Origin of the sequence: Exiguobacterium sp. Helios (genome assembly GCF_014524545.1) — a bacterium.
Classification (GTDB): domain Bacteria; phylum Bacillota; class Bacilli; order Exiguobacteriales; family Exiguobacteriaceae; genus Exiguobacterium_A.
In genome coordinates, this window is the sequence record NZ_CP053557.1 from 498,813 (window position 1) to 517,235 (window position 18,423).

Genomic DNA, 18,423 nt, shown 5'->3' on the forward strand with positions numbered 1-18,423 from the left:
GATGAGGATGAGGTGAAGGCATGGAGATGGAACCGGTGATTCGTAAAAAAATCCATACGCTACTGATTTTTGACCGCGCTTTACCAGAAGACAACACATACCCGTTATCAGGCGCAAAAGGTCTCGAAGTCGCAGATGTCTTATTTGATCAAAATATTCCGTTTGGACGGCTCGTGACGGATAAGGAATTGGCAGCGCTTGTCGGAAATGAAGAAGCAAAACGCTACGGGATGTTGACGTTGCTTCGGGATGAGGACCGCTTCAAGCCGATTTTTCAAAATCGTAAACCGACACCTGATATTGAAGACGAGTTGGCAGAGCGGATTCGGGAACTGGCCAAGCAATTACGGGCGATTCGTTCGAAATGTTCATCACTGGAGCGGATTGTTCTGTTCGGTCGTGCCTCGCAAACGTTGTATGACCGGGCATTGGTGCAACTGGAAGAGTTGAATCCACCCGCTCATGAAGAACTCACGTCCCTCGAATGTCTGCGGTTACCAACGATCCGTCGTGTCACCCGGGAGCAGCTTGAGACACTCAAGCGGTAAACGAAGGCTTGCACCGACTGTTGGATGCGGTATGATAGAAGCAACAGTAGTAAAAGGGGACAAGTAAACGATGGAAAAGAAAATTAACTTCAATATCATTTCAGATAACTCAACGGACGGGCATGGTGGATTTGGTGTCGGAACACTCAGTCTGAACAGCATGTCACCGGTCATCATCTCGCCGGAAGACGGTGAAGCCTATATTGATATGGGTGCGATGCATGCGAAAGCAGCTATCGAGAAACGGATTAAATTCACGACGGACAAGGCGGATTCACCAAACGGAAAGCTGTACTGGATCGTTTGGGTGACGGTTGGCCGGAAACCGGAAGGATTTTATTACGGTGGCGTCGCAGCGTGTGACCTGTTAGTTGATGTCGAAGCACGACGCGGCTTTAAGATTTTAGCAGATCATGTCAATAAGATGGATAAATCGTTAAAAGGACGGATTGTCGTCGATCATATGGACGATACATCGAAACACTTGTTGCGTGACTTCCTGCAAACACATAAACCGGAGATGTGGGAAAATGCTGAACCTGAGTTGCATGAAGCGCTCACTTAAAAATAAAAGTGCCGACTCTGTGAAAGAGTTGGCACTTTTTTGATTGATTATCTGCGTAACGTCACGACAATTAACTCAGGGTGATTAAAGATTCGGAACGGAAATAAGCTGTTGCCGAGCCCACGGCTGATGATCAACCGTGTGTTCTCCATCGTATGCTGTCCAGCTGTCAGTTCAGGGAAAAAGCCTTGACCGGGAGCATACATGCCGTCCGTGAACGGTAACCGGATTTGTCCGCCATGGGCATGACCCGATAACACCAAATCGACTTTCCGTTCCGCGTACAACGGTAAATATTCCGGACGGTGCGCCATCAATAGTTGAAAAGCACGGGGATCAGCAGTCGACTGGGCTTGATCGAGACTTTGCCGGATGCCATCCGGCTCCTGCAGCCCTTCACTCCAACGGGTCGTCGTCGGATCGTCAATTCCAAGCAACTCAATGAACTGACCGTCTCGTTCAAGCGGAACGGATGTATTTCGAAGGACGGTGACGCCAAGTCGTTCAAGCTTCGGTAAAATCGTCAAATTCAGACGGACTTCATGATTGCCTGTCACGAAATAGACCGGATAGTCCGGTATCAGCTGTTTCATCAGCTGAAGTGCTTCTTCTTCTCCATTACGTCTTGAATCAATCAAGTCACCGGTCATTAAGATGACATCCGGCTGCAGTTTATTCACTTTTTTCAAAAGAACCTTTTGACGGGAACCAAAGGATTTACCATGCAGATCGGCAATCTGTAAAATCTTATAGTCATTAAACGCGGCAGGCAGTTTATCCGATTGGACCGTTACTGCCGTCGTGTCGATTTGATTATTTTCTCGGTACAAAAACCAGCTACTGAGAGCGAGAATGCCGATGGGAATAAACCATTTTTTCTTGACGCGCAAGTCCTCACCCCTTTTCTTGTATTCAGCATACCAAAAAGACCCTGACTTCCGCCTGACGGAAGACAGGGTCTGACTGCAGTTAGGCTTCTTTTTTCAACTCGTCGGCTGATTTCGCAGCATCCGGTTCATTGGACAGATCCATGAACAGGGCAATCACCATCATCCCGACAACGAAGATGAACGGGAAGGCGGCAAGGACAGCTGCGGCCTGCAAGGCGCTGAGTCCGCCTGCGTACAAGAGAACAGCTGCGATTGACGACTGGATGATTCCCCATGTCAATTTGATGCGGAGACTCGGCAACAGACTACCGCCGGAAGATAACATCCCGAGGACGTACGTCGCGGAGTCGGCAGACGTGATGAAGAACGTCGTGATCAAGAAGACAGCAATGATACTGAGGAATGTTCCGAGACCACCGAATGTTTCGAACAAGGCGAACATACCGGTTTCGACTCCTTTTTCGTTGACCGTTGAAATGAGATCAACATTGTTGAACAGTTCGTTCCAAATCGCAGATCCACCGAAAACAGAGAACCAGAGCAGACCGAAAATTGTCGGTACCAGCATGATGCCAAGTACGAACTCACGAATTGTCCGTCCTTTTGAGACACGGGCGATGAACGTTCCGACGAACGGCGACCAGGAAATCCACCATGCCCAGTAGAAGATTGTCCAGTCATTGATCCATCCCCGTTCATCGGGATTGAAGGCTGACGCCCGGAAGCTCATTGTCGGTAGGTTTTGCAAGTAAGCACCTGTCGTTTGAACAAACAGATCCATGATGAAGCTGAACGGTCCGAGGAAGAGAACCCCAACCATCAAGAGGATCGCCAAGACAATATTGGCGTTGCTCAAGCGGACGATTCCTTTATCAAGACCGGAAGCGGCACTCATCATATAGAGGACGGATACGACTAAAATGATGATTAATTGGGTCATGAAGGAGTTCGGGATGCCGTCGACAAGGAAGTGAAGTCCACCTGAAATTTGTTGGGCTCCGAGACCGAGTGACGTGGCAACACCAAATGCCGTAGCTACAATGGCAAGTACTTCAACTGTTCCTTTACCGGCCGCTTCGTACTTCGGTTTCATCAGGGAAGCAACGGTATCACCGATTGTGGCCGGACGTCCTTTACGGAACGTCGAGTAAGCGATGGCGAGGGCGACGACCGCGTAGAGTGCCCACGGATGCAGACCCCAGTGGAAAAAGGAATAACGCATGGCGAGTGGAGCAGCTTCTGTTAAATCATTTGTTGCGACCGGGGGGGTATGAAAATGGGTCAGTGGTTCTGAGACACCCCAAAAGACTAAACCAATCCCCATGCCGGCACTGAATAACATCGCGAACCATGAGATCAGACCGTACTCGGGACGATCGGAGTCCTTACCGAGTCGGATTGAACCAAAACGTGAAAAAATTAAAAAGATGGCAATTAATAAAAAGGCACTCATACCAAAAAGATAAAGCCAGCCGAAGCCGTTCGAAACAAAGTTTTGAGCGATGCCTGTGACATTGCCAAGATTTGCGGCACCAATGAGTGATTCAGGCAAGATTCCCCATATGGTAAAGAGCACACAGAAAATGACAGAGATGATAAAGACATTCGTAATTTTACTTTTTCGTTTATTTTCCATCGTGATCAACACCTTCTTTCGAATTTTACATGTAGTTTTGTAACTCTTTTAGACAACGACATTAGTAATACCCGTGTCATTTGAAAACAAAACCTTATCACGCAAGTTCTAACCGTAACAAAGATGGAGCAGACTGGCAAACCGAAATGGGTAATGATGGGAAGGGGACGGACAGTAGAAAAACTAACGAAATTCAAATAAAGCCTGAAATGACGGGTCTGAATCAAGGGGATAGAAAAGGTTGAAATGATCGAATTATTTATTATTTCCCGCTTCAGATGTTTTGTAACATGCATTTCAGATACATTGATGAAGCAAAAAAACAGACGGAGTGAAACGGGTTTGATATCGTATCAGGTAGTCATCATATTAATCAGGAGGAATCAGTTATGAATCACAATCAGACAAAACAACAGATTATCGATGCTTTTCAGTTCCGGCATGCAACCAAATCATTTGATCCGACTAAAAAAATAACAGAAGAAGATTTTTCATTTATTTTGGAGACAGCGCGTCTTTCACCGAGTTCTTTCGGATACGAACCATGGAATCTGCTTGTCATTCAAAACGAAGCCGTTCGAAATGAGATTCGGGACGTCTCGTGGGGAGCACAAGGTCAATTGCCGACAGCGAGCCACTACGTCATCTTTATGGCCCGGACAGGTGGACAGATGCAACCGGACGGGGAGCACGTGAAACATATGATGGATGTACTCGGTCTGTCGGATGAAGCAAAAGCCGGTCGGACAAAACGGTACGGTCTGTTCCTCGAAGAAGATTTCAAGATTGGGGATAATGAAAAGGCGATGGCCGATTGGTCGGCGAAACAAGCTTATATCGCGCTTGGAAACATGATGTCGACAGCAGCGCAAATCGGCATCGACTCGTGTCCGATTGAAGGATTCGATCAGCAGGCAGTGGAACAGATTCTCGAACGGCACGGTGTGCTCGACCGGTCTGTTTTCACCGTACCGGTCATGGTCGCATTCGGCTACCGGGCGGATGAACCGAAACGGGCGAAGCAGCGTCGGTGCCTGGATGAAATCGTCACGTTCGTCGACTAAAAAAACAGTCGAATCTTTTCGAATTATATAGAAGTTTCTTTCAAAGTCCGGTATACTCGCATTTGTATGATTAAGAAGCGCCGTAAACGCCACTCGCATACGAACAACTTTTGTCTTGATGAAAGAAAGGGGTTCTATCGCAAATGGAACAAAAATTAAAGTTATGGTTCACGGAACACCAAACGGAAGATTACGGTATCACATTCCGTGTCAACCACGTTTATGAGAGCGAACAAACGGAGTTTCAACGCCTGGAGATGGTTGAGACGGACGAGTTCGGTACAATGTTGTTACTTGACGGAATGGTCATGACGACAGATCGTGATGAGTTTGTCTATCACGAAATGGTCGCACACGTTCCACTCTTCACACACCCGAATCCAAAATCTGTTTTGGTCGTTGGTGGAGGAGACGGCGGAGTCATCCGTGAAGTCTTGAAGCATCCATCTGTTGAGAAGGCGGTTCTTGTCGAAATCGACGGAAAAGTCATCGAATACTCGAAAAAATATTTACCAAACATCGCAGGTGGTCTTGATGACGCACGTGTTGAAGTCATCGTCGGAGACGGATTCATGCATATTGCAGAAGCAGTCAACGAATATGATGTCATCATGGTGGATTCAACGGAACCGGTCGGTCCGGCCGTCAACCTGTTCACAAAAGGATTCTACTCAGGAATCTCAAAAGCATTAAAAGAAGACGGTATTTTCGTCGCTCAGTCGGATAACCCGTGGTTCACACCGGACTTAATCCGTGATGTGCAACGCGACGTTAAAGAAATCTTCCCGATCACAAAACTCTACATTGCCAACGTTCCGACGTATCCGAGCGGTCTGTGGACATTTACGATTGGATCGAAAAAACATGATCCCCTCGCTGTCGCACCAGAGCGTTTCCACGATATCGAAACGAAATACTATACACCGGAACTTCATACAGCTGCATTCGCGCTACCGAAGTTCGTCAAAGACTTAACGATCTAATTAAACGTCAGGAGTGTTCCGTTTTCAGGGGCACTCCTTTCTATGACTGGAGGAATAATGATGCGATTTGATGAAGCTTACTCAGGTAAGGTATTTATCGCGAGTCAACCGACTCACGAAGATGCAAAAGGTGTGTTGTACGGTATGCCGATGGACTGGACGGTCAGTTTCCGACCCGGTTCACGGTTTGGCCCGGCCCGGATCCGTGAGGTCTCACTCGGACTTGAAGAATACAGTCCGTATCTTGACGGCGATATCGCCGATGCGAAACTGTTTGACGCTGGAGATATCCCGCTTCCGTTCGGTAATGCGCAAAAATCACTTGATATGATTGAAGAATACGTAGACTCGTTATTGACGGCAGGTAAGTTCCCGCTCGGTATGGGCGGCGAACACCTCGTTACATGGCCGGTCGTCAAAGCTTTTGATAAACATTACGAAGATTTTGTTGTCCTGCACTTTGATGCACATACGGACTTACGCGATTCGTATGAAGGAGAACCGTTGTCGCACTCGACACCTCTCAAAAAAATCGCGAACTTGATTGGACCGGAAAACTGTTATTCGTTCGGGATTCGTTCAGGGATGAAAGAAGAGTTTGAATGGGCGAAGACATCCGGTTACAACCTGTTCAAATACGAAATCGTTGAACCGTTGAAAGCAGTTTTACCGAAACTTGCCGGTAAAAAGGTCTACGTGACAATCGATATCGATGTCCTTGATCCTTCGGCGGCACCCGGAACGGGAACACAGGAAATCGGCGGCGTGACGACAAAGGAATTACTTGAAGTCGTCCATATGATTGCACGGGCTGATGTTGATGTCATCGGAGCCGATCTCGTAGAGGTTTGCCCGGCGTATGATCAGTCAGACATGACAGCAATTGCGGCTGCTAAAGTCTTGCGTGAAATGATGATTGGTTTTATAAAGTAAAAGAAAAGGTCAGATCCGTTTTTGCGGAATCTGACCTTTTTGTTGTCAGACAGACAGTTCATACAAACCGCAGTTACCAAAACCGAACAGCAACAGTGCGGGTACACAGTAAAATGAATGTGATCATACGGACGGAAATCATCTCATTTCGTCAGGAAACTTAATGTGTTTTTCCTGACAAGAAAGCACACTCAGACATTTACAGGTTTGAACACTTGCTTTAAGTTTAAGATGTCACCACAAACAGAATATTCTGAATGTAAAACGAAATGTTGGTTTGAGAGCGAAATACATCATGACATGAGAGGTGGAAAAAAAGATGAAGAAACTCTTATCTTTCGTCACAGCTGCTCTGCTATTCGCACTATTTGTGCTCCCGGTAGGTGCAGCAGACGATGCAATGGTTCGTGTGATTCACGCTTCACCTGATGCTCCCGCAGTGGACATCGCCGTCGATGGCAAAAAAGCAGTCTCAGGAGCAGAATTTAAAGCCGTTACAGATTATCTCACTCTCCCAGCCGGAGAACATAAAATAGAAGTCTTCGCAGCCGGTACAACAAAAGATCCTGTACTTTCTCAAACACTCAACATCGAAGCCGGAAAATTCTATTCTGTAGCCGTAATCGGTAAATTGGCAGATATCAAACTTGCTGTCATGGAAGATAACGGCAAAGGCGAAGATGGAAAATCAATGGTCCGTGTCGCTCACTTTGCACCGGATGCACCAGCCGTTGATGTCGCACCAAAAGGTGGAGATCCGCTCTTCAGCGACCTCGAGTTCTCGAAAGTCTCTGACTACGGTACACTGGATGCCGGTACGTACGACCTTGAAGTACGACCAGCCGGTGCAATGGATGTCGTTAAAGCACTCGACGGTATCAAACTCGACAGTGGCAAAAACTATACAGCACTCGCAATTGGACTCCTTGAAGGCGAACCGGCCTTTGACGTCCTCCTGATTCCGGACGGCGGTGAAATGGCAGCAATGCCGGACACTGGTCTCGGCGGAACAACTGAAAATTCTTCGATGGCGACAACTTGGGCACTCGTAGCACTTGCTGGAGCTGCACTTGTTGGGACAGCTTATGTCGTCCGTCGTAAACAAAACGCGTAATCTCTTATTATTTCTCACCGTGGTGCTTGCAGGGTGTGGAGGAGTAGAAGAGGCTTCTCCGCCGCGCTCTGAGGAACCGGCACCACCTGTCGTCGAATCACCGGCACCAAAGTCTGACTCAAAAGCAGAAGCCGTCGAAACATTCATACCGAACCGTTTAAAAATCCCGGCGATCGATGTGAATGCAAAGATTGAAGTCGTTGGAAAAGATGATAAGGGACGGATGGATGTTCCGAAGCAGACGGATCAAGTCGGTTGGTACCAATACGGGGCAAAAGCCAATCAGACCGGCAATGTCATTTTGGCAGGACATTTAGATGACACGGATGGTCCGGCTGTCTTTTATGACTTGGCAAAAGTGAAACGGGGACAACGGATTGAAGTAAGTTCTAAAACGGGAGAACAGGTTTCATACGTGGTGACGAACGTAATGTCTTATCCCGTTGACCAGGCACCTGTCGGATCAATTTTTGGTGCGACACTTGCGCAACGTTTAACGTTAATCACCTGTGTCGGAACGTTTACCCAATCAAAAGGATACGATCAGCGATTGGTTGTGACGGCCGAACAGGAAAAATAAACGAAGGGACCTCTCCGTTAGCGGAAAGGTCCCTTCGTTTATTTCGTTTGCTCAAGTATTGACTTCAGAAGCGGCAACGAGATCTGTCGTTAAGGCAGACAATCCTTGGGTCGTCTGACTGATTCCTTGAATCGTTTGAACGATTTGGCTTAAGTCGTTTTTGTTGCGACCGAACATCTCCAGATAGTTTTCCATTTCCTGTTTAACGGTATGGATACCGCTCTTCACTTGTTGAAGTTCGTTACGGGAAGCAGAATTTGACCGGGTGATATCATCCATTTGGGAAACGAGTTCATTGATGTTCCCGTTATTTTTTTGAATCAACGTATTGATACTGCTGCTGAGTAATTTCGCATTTTCCGCCAAGTTACGGACTTCGATTGCGACGACAGAGAATCCTTTACCGTGTTCACCGGCACGAGCCGCTTCAATGGAAGCATTCAAGGCAAGTAAGTTCGTCTGATTGGCAATATCTTCGATGCCTTGTGTCATCTTGACGATTTCGTCTGATGTCGTTTTCAGTTGCTGGATACTTGTCAATGAAGTACTGACCTGTTCCGTTGCCTGTACAAACTGCTGCTCCATTTTATCCATTTTCGTCTCATTTTCTGACGTCAATCCGACCAGATTACGGCTTGTTTTTTCCGTTTGATCCGTTTCGGATAAGATTTGTGTCGCCCGGCGGCTCGTCTCGGAAATCGCTTCTTCCGTCTGTTCGACGGTGCTTGCGACTTCTTGACTGACACGGACGACGTCCTGCAACAGACGGCTCCGTGATTCGTTGGCTGCACTCACTTCATGCAAGCGGGCATCAACATACTGGCTTGTCACGATTTGAGCATCAAGATTCATCGCATGATTCAGCGCCAGAATCGCATTCGTCAATCGTGCCGGATCATGTTGGAAATGTTCGACGATTTTTGGAATCAACAATGTATTGAACGCCGCATAAGAAGCGATGAACCAAGTCACCGGGACGAAGTTACGGTTATGGGTTTTCCCCATTCGTGTCCGCATCGCAAGAAATTTATCATCCATATTTCCTGTCAATAAACTACCGAAGTAGTCGGCAAATACTTTTTTCAGACGTTCGCGTGTGGATGAATTTTGAGCGATTTGAACCATTTCAGGATGAAGAAGTAAATGATCAAGTACTTGCTCGAGCACTTCATCCAAAATGCTGTTGACGATAGGCGCCATGGCTTTCAAAGTTTGCAGATGTTCTTCCGTATAGCCCATGTATTCCAGGCGTCCGGTTAAGGTCGGATCACTGGTTTTAGTGATTAGTCGTTTGTCTGGGAATCCGATTGTCGCCTGATAGGTCGACATCGATGATTTAGCTTTAAATGGATTGCGCACGATATGCCCCCGATTTTCTTGGAATTAAGATTTTTAATGTCTTATTTGTTATCGGCTGTTTTAAGAACTCTGATAATCGTTTTCTGAAGAATTTGTCGGATGTGAATAAAGTATTGACCTGAAATCAAAAAACTCATGATCAAGGACCATGAGTGGAATGACCGCTTCTGAAACGAAGGGTACCTGCTATATATGTCAAACGGTGATTTAAACCGGTTGATCTTCTTGGAAGGCTTTTTTGGCATCGACAATCGATCGCATCCGATTCACACAAGTTTGGACGAATTGAATGTCGATGGACGTAAACCGGGTGACAGGTCCTTTGGCTGATTCAGCACTGAATGTGAAGGTTCCGAGATTCCAAAGTTCGATTTTAAATCGTTTTCCTTTGTTGTCATCGAAGTGTTCTACGAATTCGATTTTCGGTACCATACGAACCCCTCCTTGTAGAACCATTCCCGTTTTTTTCAAAATAAAAAAGCCAAACTGCATGTTTCGCGCAGTTTGACTAAAAAATTAGGCAGTCGGAACATCGTATCCAATTTCTTCAATCGCTTCGACGAGACGTTCTGTTGCGACGTCTTCATGTGTCACCGTAACATTGTTGTCTGCAAGTGAGACGGTTGCATTCGTTACACCATTGAGTTCGTTTAACGCCGATTCGACGCTTGCTTTACAGTGATTGCACGTCATTCCGACGACAGTTAAAGTTGTTTCTTTCATGATTGGTTTCCTCCTTTGGATAGTGGAATACGTTTTAAGCGTAACGCATTTGTGACGACAGAGACAGAGCTGAATGCCATCGCGGCACCTGCGACCCAAGGGGCAAGCAGGCCGAGGCAGGCAATCGGAATCCCGATTGCATTATAACCGAGGGCGAAAAACAGATTCTGCCGAATGTTCTTCATCGTTTGTTCGCTGAGCCGGATGGCTGTAAGGACTTGCTGCAGGTCATGTCCAAGTAACGTGACATCTGCCGCTTCGAGTGCGACATCTGTTCCGCTGCCGAGGGCAATCCCGACATTTGCCGTCGCAAGAGCCGGCGCATCATTGATCCCGTCTCCGACCATCGCGACCCGTTGTCCTTTCGATTGAAGGGCTTTGATATGATCAGCTTTTTCAATCGGCAGGACATCGGAAAAGACATTGGTCTGTGGAATCTGAAGTTCCGTTGCGAGTTGTAGGGCGACTTCGCGCCGGTCTCCGGTCAGCAGGTAAACCGCTTTTGTCTGCTGAATCTCCTGAATGACCTGTTTGGTAGTCGGTTTCAGCTCATCCCGGATCGCATAACCCGCTTCAATCGTTCCGTTTACCGTGACATACACAACGGTTGCGCCGACAGATGTCCAGTCGGGCAGGGAGAAGCCGTGTTCCTCCATCATCCGTGCCGACCCGACCATGATGTCCTGATTCATAATCGATCCCCGGACACCGCGTCCCGGATCGACTGTAAAGTGTTCGATGTCAAAGACGACATCGCGCTCTTCGGTAATGGCATGAGCCAGTGGATGTTCCGATTTTTTTTCAAGAGCCGCTGCAAAATCGAGTGCCTGTTCCTGTCCGAACGTCTCGATCACGACCGGGCGGCCAATCGTCAATGTTCCGGTCTTATCAAAGACAACAGCATCCACGTGTTGTAACGACTCGAGTTGTGCTCCTCCTTTAAACAAAACACCGTGTTCTGCCCCTTTACCCGTCCCGACCATGATCGATGTCGGAGTCGCAAGACCGAGGGCACAGGGACAGGCAATAACGAGAACGGCAATTGCCGGACGAATCGCTTCGGCGAATGAACCGGTCGTCCACCACCAGACGGCAAGCGTCACGAGTGCTATGGCGACGACGATCGGGACGAAGATACCGGAAATCCGGTCGGCCTGACGCTGAATAGGGGCTTTTTCCGTTTGCGCTTGTTCGACGACACGGATGATGCTTGCGAGCATCGTCTCCTGACCGACTTTCGTGGCTTGAATCGTCAGGTGACCGTTCGTGTTCAAGGTCCCGCCGATTACAACATCCTCGATTCCTTTATGAGCCGGAAGTGGTTCTCCGGTCAACATCGATTCGTCGAGATAAGCATCACCGGCTGTGATGACACCGTCGACCGGAATTTTTTGACCGGGTTTAACGATCAACTGCATGCCGGGTTGAACCTGATCGAGTGAAACCGTCCGCTCGACGCCTTGCTCCAGGACGATAGCATCTGTCGCCTGCAAGGAAAGGAGGCTTTTGATGGCACCCGTTGTTTTTTGTTTGGCACGATCCTCGAGGACTTTTCCGAGCAGGACGAGCGTAATCAGAACAGCACTGGTCTCAAAGTAGAGATTCGGCATCACCGAGTGAATCATCATTTCGGCAACGGAATAGAAATAGGCTGCGGACGTTCCAAGTACGACCAGGACGTCCATGTTGGCACTCCCGCTCCGAAGACTTTTATAGGCACCGACATAGAAGGGGGCACCGATGATGAACTGGACCGGCGTCGCCAGGGCGAACTGCAGCCAGGGGTTCATGAGCCAAGGCAGATGGATCGGACTGTTCGGAATGTGGGAGACCATACTGAGCAGTAACGGCAGGGACAAGAAAGCGGCAATCCAAAAACGGTAGAGCATCCGGCGGTTTTGCACCTGTTCGTGTGGCGTCGTTTTAATCGTGGCACCATATCCGATTTTTTTAATCTTATCTAAAATCAGTTGTTCATCCATCTCTTCCGGAACATCAATCCGTGCTGTTTCGAGCGGCAGGTTGACGGTGGCTTCGACTCCGTCCATCCGGTTCAAGACCTTTTCTATCCGGGCCGAACAGGCCGCACACGTCATGCCTTCGATATTCAGTTCCATCGTTTTCGACATTGAAATCCCTCCTTACTTCTTAAGACGGGCAATAACGGCCATCAGTTCATCAACGTAGACATCTGTATCCTGTTTGCCGGTCGCCGCATCGTGCATACACATTTTGACGTGGCGTTCGATGACCTGCAACTCGACTTGGCGGAGCGCCGCTTGAATCGATGCGGTCTGGGTCAGGATATCGATACAATACCGGTCTTCTGCGACCATGTTGGCAATGCCGCGGACTTGGCCTTCAATTCGTTTTAAACGTTTCAATAAGGCGTCTTGTTCTTCCGCGGAACGGGGAACAAGAGGATGATCATGCGTCATGGGGAACACCTCTTTCTTGGTTAGTTGATACATTGAGTATATCATATAGGTATAGGGGGTACTAGTATAAAGATTGATTTTCAAAAAAACCAAATGAAAAAGGCAACGGATTTGGTGTCCGTCGCCTAATCATCAAAGAAAAAGTGTTCGTTTGCTCGAAATCGCTTCCTAGGAAAAAAACAAGCAGGAGCGACCCTGCAGCGAAGCGAAGCGGCGCGATGATTGTTCCAGGAAAACGATTCAAAGCAAACAACAAGAGGTTCTTCCCGATAACGGGAAAAACCTCTTGGCGTTATTGATTGGAAACTTGCGGTTTAATGATTTGTTCATTCAACGACCGGTTACTGATGATGTCTTCCGCTTGGGTCGCCCGTTTAATGAAGAACGACAGAACAAACGCGAGACCTGCGATGAACGTTGAGATGAAGAACGCATAGTTGATGCCGTCAAGCGTTGCCTGCATGATGATTTGTTGTTTCATCGCGGCTGCGGCTTCCGCTGTGGGTTGGCTCGTCATGTTTTTCGCTGCTTCTTGTGCAAGTTCCGTTCCACGCGTTTTTGCGTGCGTAGACATGATTGTAACGAGAAGTGCCGTTCCGATTGCACCGGAAACTTGTTGCAACGTATTATTCATCGCCGTTCCGTGTGGATAGTAACGCGTCGGTAATTGGTTGAGACCGTTCGTCGAGACCGGCATCATGACCATCGACATCCCGAACATCCGGAGTGAGTAGAGAATGATCAAGTGTGTATAGGTCGTATCCATTTTAAGCTGACTGAAATAATAACTCGTGACGACGGTGATGAACAAGCCTGTGATGGCAAGTGGACGACCGCCGATTTTATCAAACAGTTTCCCGTTGATCGGTGACATGACCGCCATGAGGATCGCACCCGGTAGTAACATCAGACCGGCATCGAGCGGAGAAATTCCGCGAATCGTCTGAACGTAAATCGGTAACAGCAACATACCGGAGAACATCGCGATTGTGACGACCATCGAGATGACGGACGATAAAGCAAACATCGGATAACGGTAAATTTTGAAGTTCAGCATCGGACGTTCCATTTTCAACTGACGTGTGATGAACGTGACGAGTGCGACGACTCCGATAATCAACGCTAAAATGACTTGCAGACTGTCCCAACCTTTTGAGCCGGCAGAACTGAAACCATAGAGCAGACCGCCGAATCCGAAGGACGACAAGACGACAGACATAAAGTCGAGTTTAGCGTTAGACCGTTCTTTTACATCACGAAGCAGGACGAATCCGGCAACGAGGACAAGTAAGGCGATTGGTGTAATGAAGTGGAACAACATCCGCCAATCGTAATGTTCGATGATCCAACCGGAAAGAGTTGGACCAATTGCGGGAGCACCCATCATGATGAGTCCGAAGAAGCCCATCGCCGTTCCGCGTTTTTCAATCGGGAAGCTGACGAGCATGACGTTCATCAGAAGCGGCATCATGATTGCGGATCCGGAAGCCTGGACCATCCGTCCGGCAAGCAAGACCGGGAAAGCATCCGCGAAGCCGGCAAGAATCGTACCGGCAGAGAACAACGTCATCGCGAGCAGGAACAGACGACGGACTGAGAATTTTTGAATCAGGAAAGCAGAGGTCGGGATCAAAATCCCGTTGACGAGCATGAAACCGGTCGATAACCACTGGACCGTTGACGTTTCAATTTCAAGATCCTTCATGATGGAAGGTAAAGCAATGTTCAGTAATGTGTTATTTAAAAAAGCGATAAAGGCACCAATCATCAATACGGCAAGGATGCCGTAAGGGGGACGAGCGGTAGCAGATTTTTCGTGTGACATGGTTTTCCTCCTTAATGAACTAACAGTACACAATTCTATACGGTCGTTATATCTGTTGTCTATCTTAATCTGAATTAGCTTGAATTACAAATATTAATAGCTAAGAAAGGTAATTTTATTTGTTATGAAGAAGACGGGCTGTAATGGAATATGAAATCATCAAAAAAACGTGCGCCTTTTCCTGTTAGGAAGCAACAGGAAAAGGCGCACGCTTAGAAATGCCGGGACAATCATCCGACGTACGTGTGTAAGGCATCTGTCGTGATGTCATAATGAGAGGTCGTCCAGACCGCTTTTCCATCTTGAATGAACAAGACTTGCGGTGATTCATGCCGGACGTTGTACTGTTCTGCGATGTGATTCGATAATGTCCGTGCTTCCTGAATCAATAAATAAGCAGTCGGAATTTCTGTCGTATCCGCATACTTCGTATAGGCGGAAAAACCGGCTGAACTAATCGGACAGGTCGTGCTGTGTTTACAAATCACGAATGTTGCATGTTCGGAAACGAATTGATCAAAGTCGGAAATCGATTGTAATTTTCTGAGTTGTGTCATTTTTATCAGCCTCCATAAGTCCGTAAACGGTCACTTAACTTCAGATTTTCCCTGTAATCGACCGGACAGTCAATTAAAACGGGTACGTCACTCAGAAAAGCTTGTTCAAGACAACTGGACAGGGTGCCATGTTCTCCGACACGCAGACCAAGTGCTCCAAAGGCGACCGCCAGTTTGACGAGATCCGGATTGTCGAATTCGATATAAGGTGCACGACCGTACGCTTGCTGTTGTTTCCATTCAATCAGTCCGTATGTGCCGTCGCGCCAGATGATGACGACGATCGGCAATTTCAACCGAACTGCGGTCTCGAGATCCTGACCGTTCATTAAGAAGGCACCGTCACCTGAAGCGCAGAGGACACGTTGATCCGGGTGTAACAGTTTAGCGGCAATCGCACTCGACAAGCCGTATCCCATCGAAGAAAAACCGTTCGAGATAAACAATTGATTAGGGCGTGTCGTCTGAAAATGCCGTCCGAGCCATACTTTGTGGGCCCCGACGTCTGAAAAAATCATCCCGTCCTCACCGGTTGCCTGTTCGAGCTCACGCACGATGCTTTGGGGATGCAACGGAAGGGCAAGGGAATACGTCGCCCGGATTTCCTGACGCAACCGGTCGCGGTCCTGTTGCCATCCGGTCCAGGACCGGTTCGGAATACTTTCCGAAAGCAGATGCAGAATGTCAGGTAACGATCCAATTAAATTCGCGACGACAGGATAGAACTGATCGATTTCATGCTGATTCGTATCAATATGCAAAACGGGCGTCTGATTCGGATTCCACTTCGAGGGCGGCAACTCTGTAATATCGTAGCCGACAGCGATAATCAAATCACTTTGATCCAGAATCCGTTGGTTATAATCGGCATTCGGTAAGCCGATCGTATGGGCTGCGAGCTCATGAAAAGACGAGATTGTTCCTTTTCCCATCATCGTCTCGACGACAGGGGCGCCTAACCGCTCGAAGAAAGCATGAAAAGCATCCGTAGCGCCACTCCGGTTGATACCGAATCCGGCAATCACGACCGGCCGTTCTGCTTGTTCGATTTGTAACAGGACATCACTGTCCGTAACCGATGTCGGATGCAGGAAGGTCGGAGTACTGTCGCGTAAAATCGGTGTCTTGGCATCAACATCGGCTTTTGCGATATCTTCCGGGAACGAGAGATGCGTCGCACCGGGTTTTTCGGAAACCGCCTTCGCGAAGGCTTGGCGAACGACTTCTGAAATGATGTCTCCCGACACAATCGATGTACTTGCTTTCGTGATCGGCCGATACATCTCGACTAAATCAAACATTTGATGGGACGCTTTATGTTGGCGCCACGTCGCACCTTGTCCGGTAATGGCGACGACCGGCGAGTGATCCATCGTCGCACTTGCGATTCCCGTCATCATGTTGGTCGCTCCGGGACCAAGCGTCGACAGACAAACGCCGGGGCGCCCGCTCAACCGGCCGAACATCGAAGCCATGAAGGCGGCATTCGTCTCATGACGTGTCGTGATGAACGTGATATCTGATTTGCTGATTGCTTCAAGTAAGGTGATGTTCTCTTCACCGGGAACGCCGAAAATGTGCGTGACCCCCTCGGCCTCCAGACACTGGACAAATCGTTCGGCCGCGTTCATTGGTCGAGTCCGCCAATCGATACATACTTCGTCTCAAGGTAGGCTTCAAGACCTTCCGATCCGCCTTCGCGACCGACACCGGATTGTTTCATACCGCCGAACGGGGCCTGAGCGGCTGAAGGCACACCGTCATTCCATCCGACGATGCCGTAGTCGAGATGCTCGATGGCTTTAAAAGCGCGGGCATAATTGTTCGTAAAGACGTAAGAGGCAAGACCAAACGGCGTTTGGTTGGCATAATGGACAGCTTCTTCATCCGAACTGACGCGCTGGACAGGTGCGACCGGACCAAAGGTTTCTTCATTCATGATCAGCATCTGCGGAGTGACATCCGCAAGAACGGTTGCCTCATAATAGTAGACTTCGTTTTCGTCATCCGTTTGTCCTGATCCGCCGGTGACAACGCGGGCACCCGCCGATGTCGCATCATCAACATGTTTTTTGACCTTATCGAAGCCGGCCTTATTGATCATCGGACCGATCTTTGTTTCTTCTTCCAGTCCGTTGCCGGTTTTGAGTTTAGCGGTTTCCTGACCGAGCTTTTCAACGAACGCATCATAGATTGAATCCGATACGTAGATACGGTTTCCGCAGACACAGGTCTGTCCGCCGTTGCGGAACTTCGATTTGATCGTTTCCCGGACGGCAAGATCGAGGTCGCAATCGTCAAAGACAAGAATCGGGGCGTGTCCGCCAAGTTCGAGTGACATGGCTTTGATGGTCTCTGCGCCTTGCGCCATCAACGTCCGACCGACTTCCGTCGACCCCGTGAACGTGATCTTAGCAACATGTGGATGAGTGGCGAGGGATTCGCCTAAGTCTTTTCCGCTTCCGGTCACCGCATTGACGACGCCGTCCGGAATGCCGACTTCCTGACAAAGTTCAAGCAGCCGGAGTGCAGTCAATGGAGTAGCCGTTGGTGGTTTCAGGACAAATGTACAGCCTGCGACGAGCGCTGGTGCCAATTTCCGGGTAATCATGGCAGCCGGGAAGTTCCATGGGGTAATCGCAGCGACGACCCCGACCGGTTGTTTGATGACGTGGAGACGTTTAGTCGCATCATGCGACGGGATGATCCGGCCATAAGCCCGTTTTCCTTCTTCCGCAAACCACTTGACGAAGTTTGCCGCGTACTCGACTTCACCTTCCGACTCCGCGAGCGGTTTGCCCATCTCGAGTGTCATCAAGCGGGCCAATTCATCTTTTTTCTCAAGCATTTTCGCATACAATTTTTCAAGAAGCGCCGCGCGTTCATAAACCGTCCGTTTCGACCATTCCGGAAAAGCCTTGTGAGCTGCTTCAACCGCTTCATTAACATCGGATTTCGTTCCGTTTGGCACACTGCCGACGATTTCACCTGTCGCCGGATTTTTCACATCCGTCCGTTCACGTCCCTGATCGAGCCACTGCCCATTGATTAAAAACTGCCCCTTCATTTACAAAATCCCCCTTTTTTATTCGCATTGTTAAAGATATACCCGAAGATTGAAAAAAAGATTCGCTTTTCCGAAAAAGGTTGTGCAAATGGCTAGAAATTGACCGATAAACAGTGTAGGATAATTCAGTAAATGTAATGT

General features: G+C 48.4%; 18 protein-coding genes. 7 read left to right on the top strand and 11 right to left on the bottom strand.

Features of this window, described 5'->3' with window-relative positions; all coding sequences use genetic code 11:
- Nucleotides 1-20 precede the first annotated feature (20 nt).
- Both HNY42_RS02710 and HNY42_RS02715 read left to right on the top strand, forming a co-directional pair.
- Nucleotides 21-548: a hypothetical protein gene (locus HNY42_RS02710; RefSeq protein ID WP_114597146.1), complete on the top strand. Its 528-nt coding sequence runs from the start codon at nucleotides 21-23 to the stop codon at nucleotides 546-548.
- Between the two features lie 70 nt (nucleotides 549-618).
- Complete coding sequence (locus tag HNY42_RS02715) at nucleotides 619-1,113, top strand: YwhD family protein (RefSeq protein ID WP_131503271.1); 495 nt, start codon at nucleotides 619-621, stop codon at nucleotides 1,111-1,113.
- Between the two features lie 47 nt (nucleotides 1,114-1,160).
- Here HNY42_RS02715 and HNY42_RS02720 read toward each other — a convergent pair whose 3' ends face one another.
- Together HNY42_RS02720 and HNY42_RS02725 are read right to left on the bottom strand one after the other, a co-directional pair.
- Nucleotides 1,161-2,003, bottom strand: a complete 843-nt coding sequence (locus HNY42_RS02720; protein WP_131503272.1) for a metallophosphoesterase — start codon at nucleotides 2,001-2,003, stop codon at nucleotides 1,161-1,163.
- A 79-nt stretch (nucleotides 2,004-2,082) separates the two neighbouring features.
- Nucleotides 2,083-3,639: a BCCT family transporter gene (locus HNY42_RS02725; RefSeq protein ID WP_131503273.1), complete on the bottom strand. Its 1,557-nt coding sequence runs from the start codon at nucleotides 3,637-3,639 to the stop codon at nucleotides 2,083-2,085.
- A gap of 389 nt (nucleotides 3,640-4,028) precedes the next feature.
- Here HNY42_RS02725 and HNY42_RS02730 point away from each other — a divergent pair, with 389 nt between their 5' ends.
- The 5 genes from HNY42_RS02730 (at nucleotide 4,029) to HNY42_RS02750 (ending at nucleotide 8,313) form a co-directional block, all read left to right on the top strand.
- On the top strand, nucleotides 4,029-4,703 hold the full coding sequence (locus HNY42_RS02730) for an NAD(P)H-dependent oxidoreductase (protein WP_131503274.1): 675 nt from the start codon (nucleotides 4,029-4,031) through the stop codon (nucleotides 4,701-4,703).
- 143 nt (nucleotides 4,704-4,846) lie between these two features.
- Nucleotides 4,847-5,686, top strand: coding sequence for a polyamine aminopropyltransferase (speE, locus tag HNY42_RS02735; RefSeq protein ID WP_026829494.1), 840 nt, complete (start codon nucleotides 4,847-4,849; stop codon nucleotides 5,684-5,686).
- A 60-nt stretch (nucleotides 5,687-5,746) separates the two neighbouring features.
- Nucleotides 5,747-6,619 (top strand): agmatinase, encoded by an 873-nt coding sequence (speB, locus tag HNY42_RS02740; protein WP_012369162.1) that lies wholly within the window; start codon nucleotides 5,747-5,749, stop codon nucleotides 6,617-6,619.
- A 319-nt stretch (nucleotides 6,620-6,938) separates the two neighbouring features.
- A complete protein-coding gene (locus HNY42_RS02745; RefSeq protein ID WP_188005021.1) occupies nucleotides 6,939-7,733 on the top strand; it encodes a DUF4397 domain-containing protein in 795 nt (264 codons plus the stop codon).
- Nucleotides 7,693-8,313: a class F sortase gene (locus HNY42_RS02750; protein WP_255508412.1), complete on the top strand. Its 621-nt coding sequence runs from the start codon at nucleotides 7,693-7,695 to the stop codon at nucleotides 8,311-8,313. Before HNY42_RS02745 ends, HNY42_RS02750 begins: the two co-directional genes overlap by 41 nt.
- Nucleotides 8,314-8,364: 51 nt before the next feature.
- On the opposite strand, the gene HNY42_RS02755 is transcribed toward HNY42_RS02750, so the two are convergent.
- From HNY42_RS02755 to HNY42_RS02795, 9 genes are all read right to left on the bottom strand, one after another.
- Nucleotides 8,365-9,672: a globin-coupled sensor protein gene (locus HNY42_RS02755; RefSeq protein WP_188005022.1), complete on the bottom strand. Its 1,308-nt coding sequence runs from the start codon at nucleotides 9,670-9,672 to the stop codon at nucleotides 8,365-8,367.
- A 207-nt stretch (nucleotides 9,673-9,879) separates the two neighbouring features.
- Nucleotides 9,880-10,104 (bottom strand): hypothetical protein, encoded by a 225-nt coding sequence (locus HNY42_RS02760; protein ID WP_131503277.1) that lies wholly within the window; start codon nucleotides 10,102-10,104, stop codon nucleotides 9,880-9,882.
- 84 nt (nucleotides 10,105-10,188) lie between these two features.
- Entirely contained in the window at nucleotides 10,189-10,395 is a 207-nt protein-coding gene (locus tag HNY42_RS02765) for a cation transporter (RefSeq protein ID WP_114597139.1), read from the bottom strand.
- Nucleotides 10,392-12,524: a heavy metal translocating P-type ATPase gene (locus HNY42_RS02770; protein ID WP_188005023.1), complete on the bottom strand. Its 2,133-nt coding sequence runs from the start codon at nucleotides 12,522-12,524 to the stop codon at nucleotides 10,392-10,394. The genes HNY42_RS02765 and HNY42_RS02770 overlap by 4 nt, the downstream gene beginning before the upstream one ends.
- Before the next feature lie 12 nt (nucleotides 12,525-12,536).
- Nucleotides 12,537-12,833 carry a metal-sensitive transcriptional regulator gene (locus tag HNY42_RS02775; RefSeq protein ID WP_131503279.1) on the bottom strand — a complete coding sequence of 99 codons (297 nt, stop codon included), beginning with the start codon at nucleotides 12,831-12,833 and terminating at the stop codon, nucleotides 12,537-12,539.
- 292 nt (nucleotides 12,834-13,125) lie between these two features.
- Nucleotides 13,126-14,658: a DHA2 family efflux MFS transporter permease subunit gene (locus HNY42_RS02780; protein ID WP_131973395.1), complete on the bottom strand. Its 1,533-nt coding sequence runs from the start codon at nucleotides 14,656-14,658 to the stop codon at nucleotides 13,126-13,128.
- A gap of 230 nt (nucleotides 14,659-14,888) precedes the next feature.
- Nucleotides 14,889-15,215 carry a bacillithiol system redox-active protein YtxJ gene (gene ytxJ / locus HNY42_RS02785; protein WP_188005024.1) on the bottom strand — a complete coding sequence of 109 codons (327 nt, stop codon included), beginning with the start codon at nucleotides 15,213-15,215 and terminating at the stop codon, nucleotides 14,889-14,891.
- A gap of 5 nt (nucleotides 15,216-15,220) precedes the next feature.
- Nucleotides 15,221-16,846 (bottom strand): acetolactate synthase large subunit, encoded by a 1,626-nt coding sequence (locus HNY42_RS02790; protein WP_188005025.1) that lies wholly within the window; start codon nucleotides 16,844-16,846, stop codon nucleotides 15,221-15,223.
- Nucleotides 16,843-18,282 carry an NAD-dependent succinate-semialdehyde dehydrogenase gene (locus HNY42_RS02795; RefSeq protein ID WP_131503283.1) on the bottom strand — a complete coding sequence of 480 codons (1,440 nt, stop codon included), beginning with the start codon at nucleotides 18,280-18,282 and terminating at the stop codon, nucleotides 16,843-16,845. Before HNY42_RS02795 ends, HNY42_RS02790 begins: the two co-directional genes overlap by 4 nt.
- Between the last annotated feature and the right edge of the window lie 141 nt (nucleotides 18,283-18,423).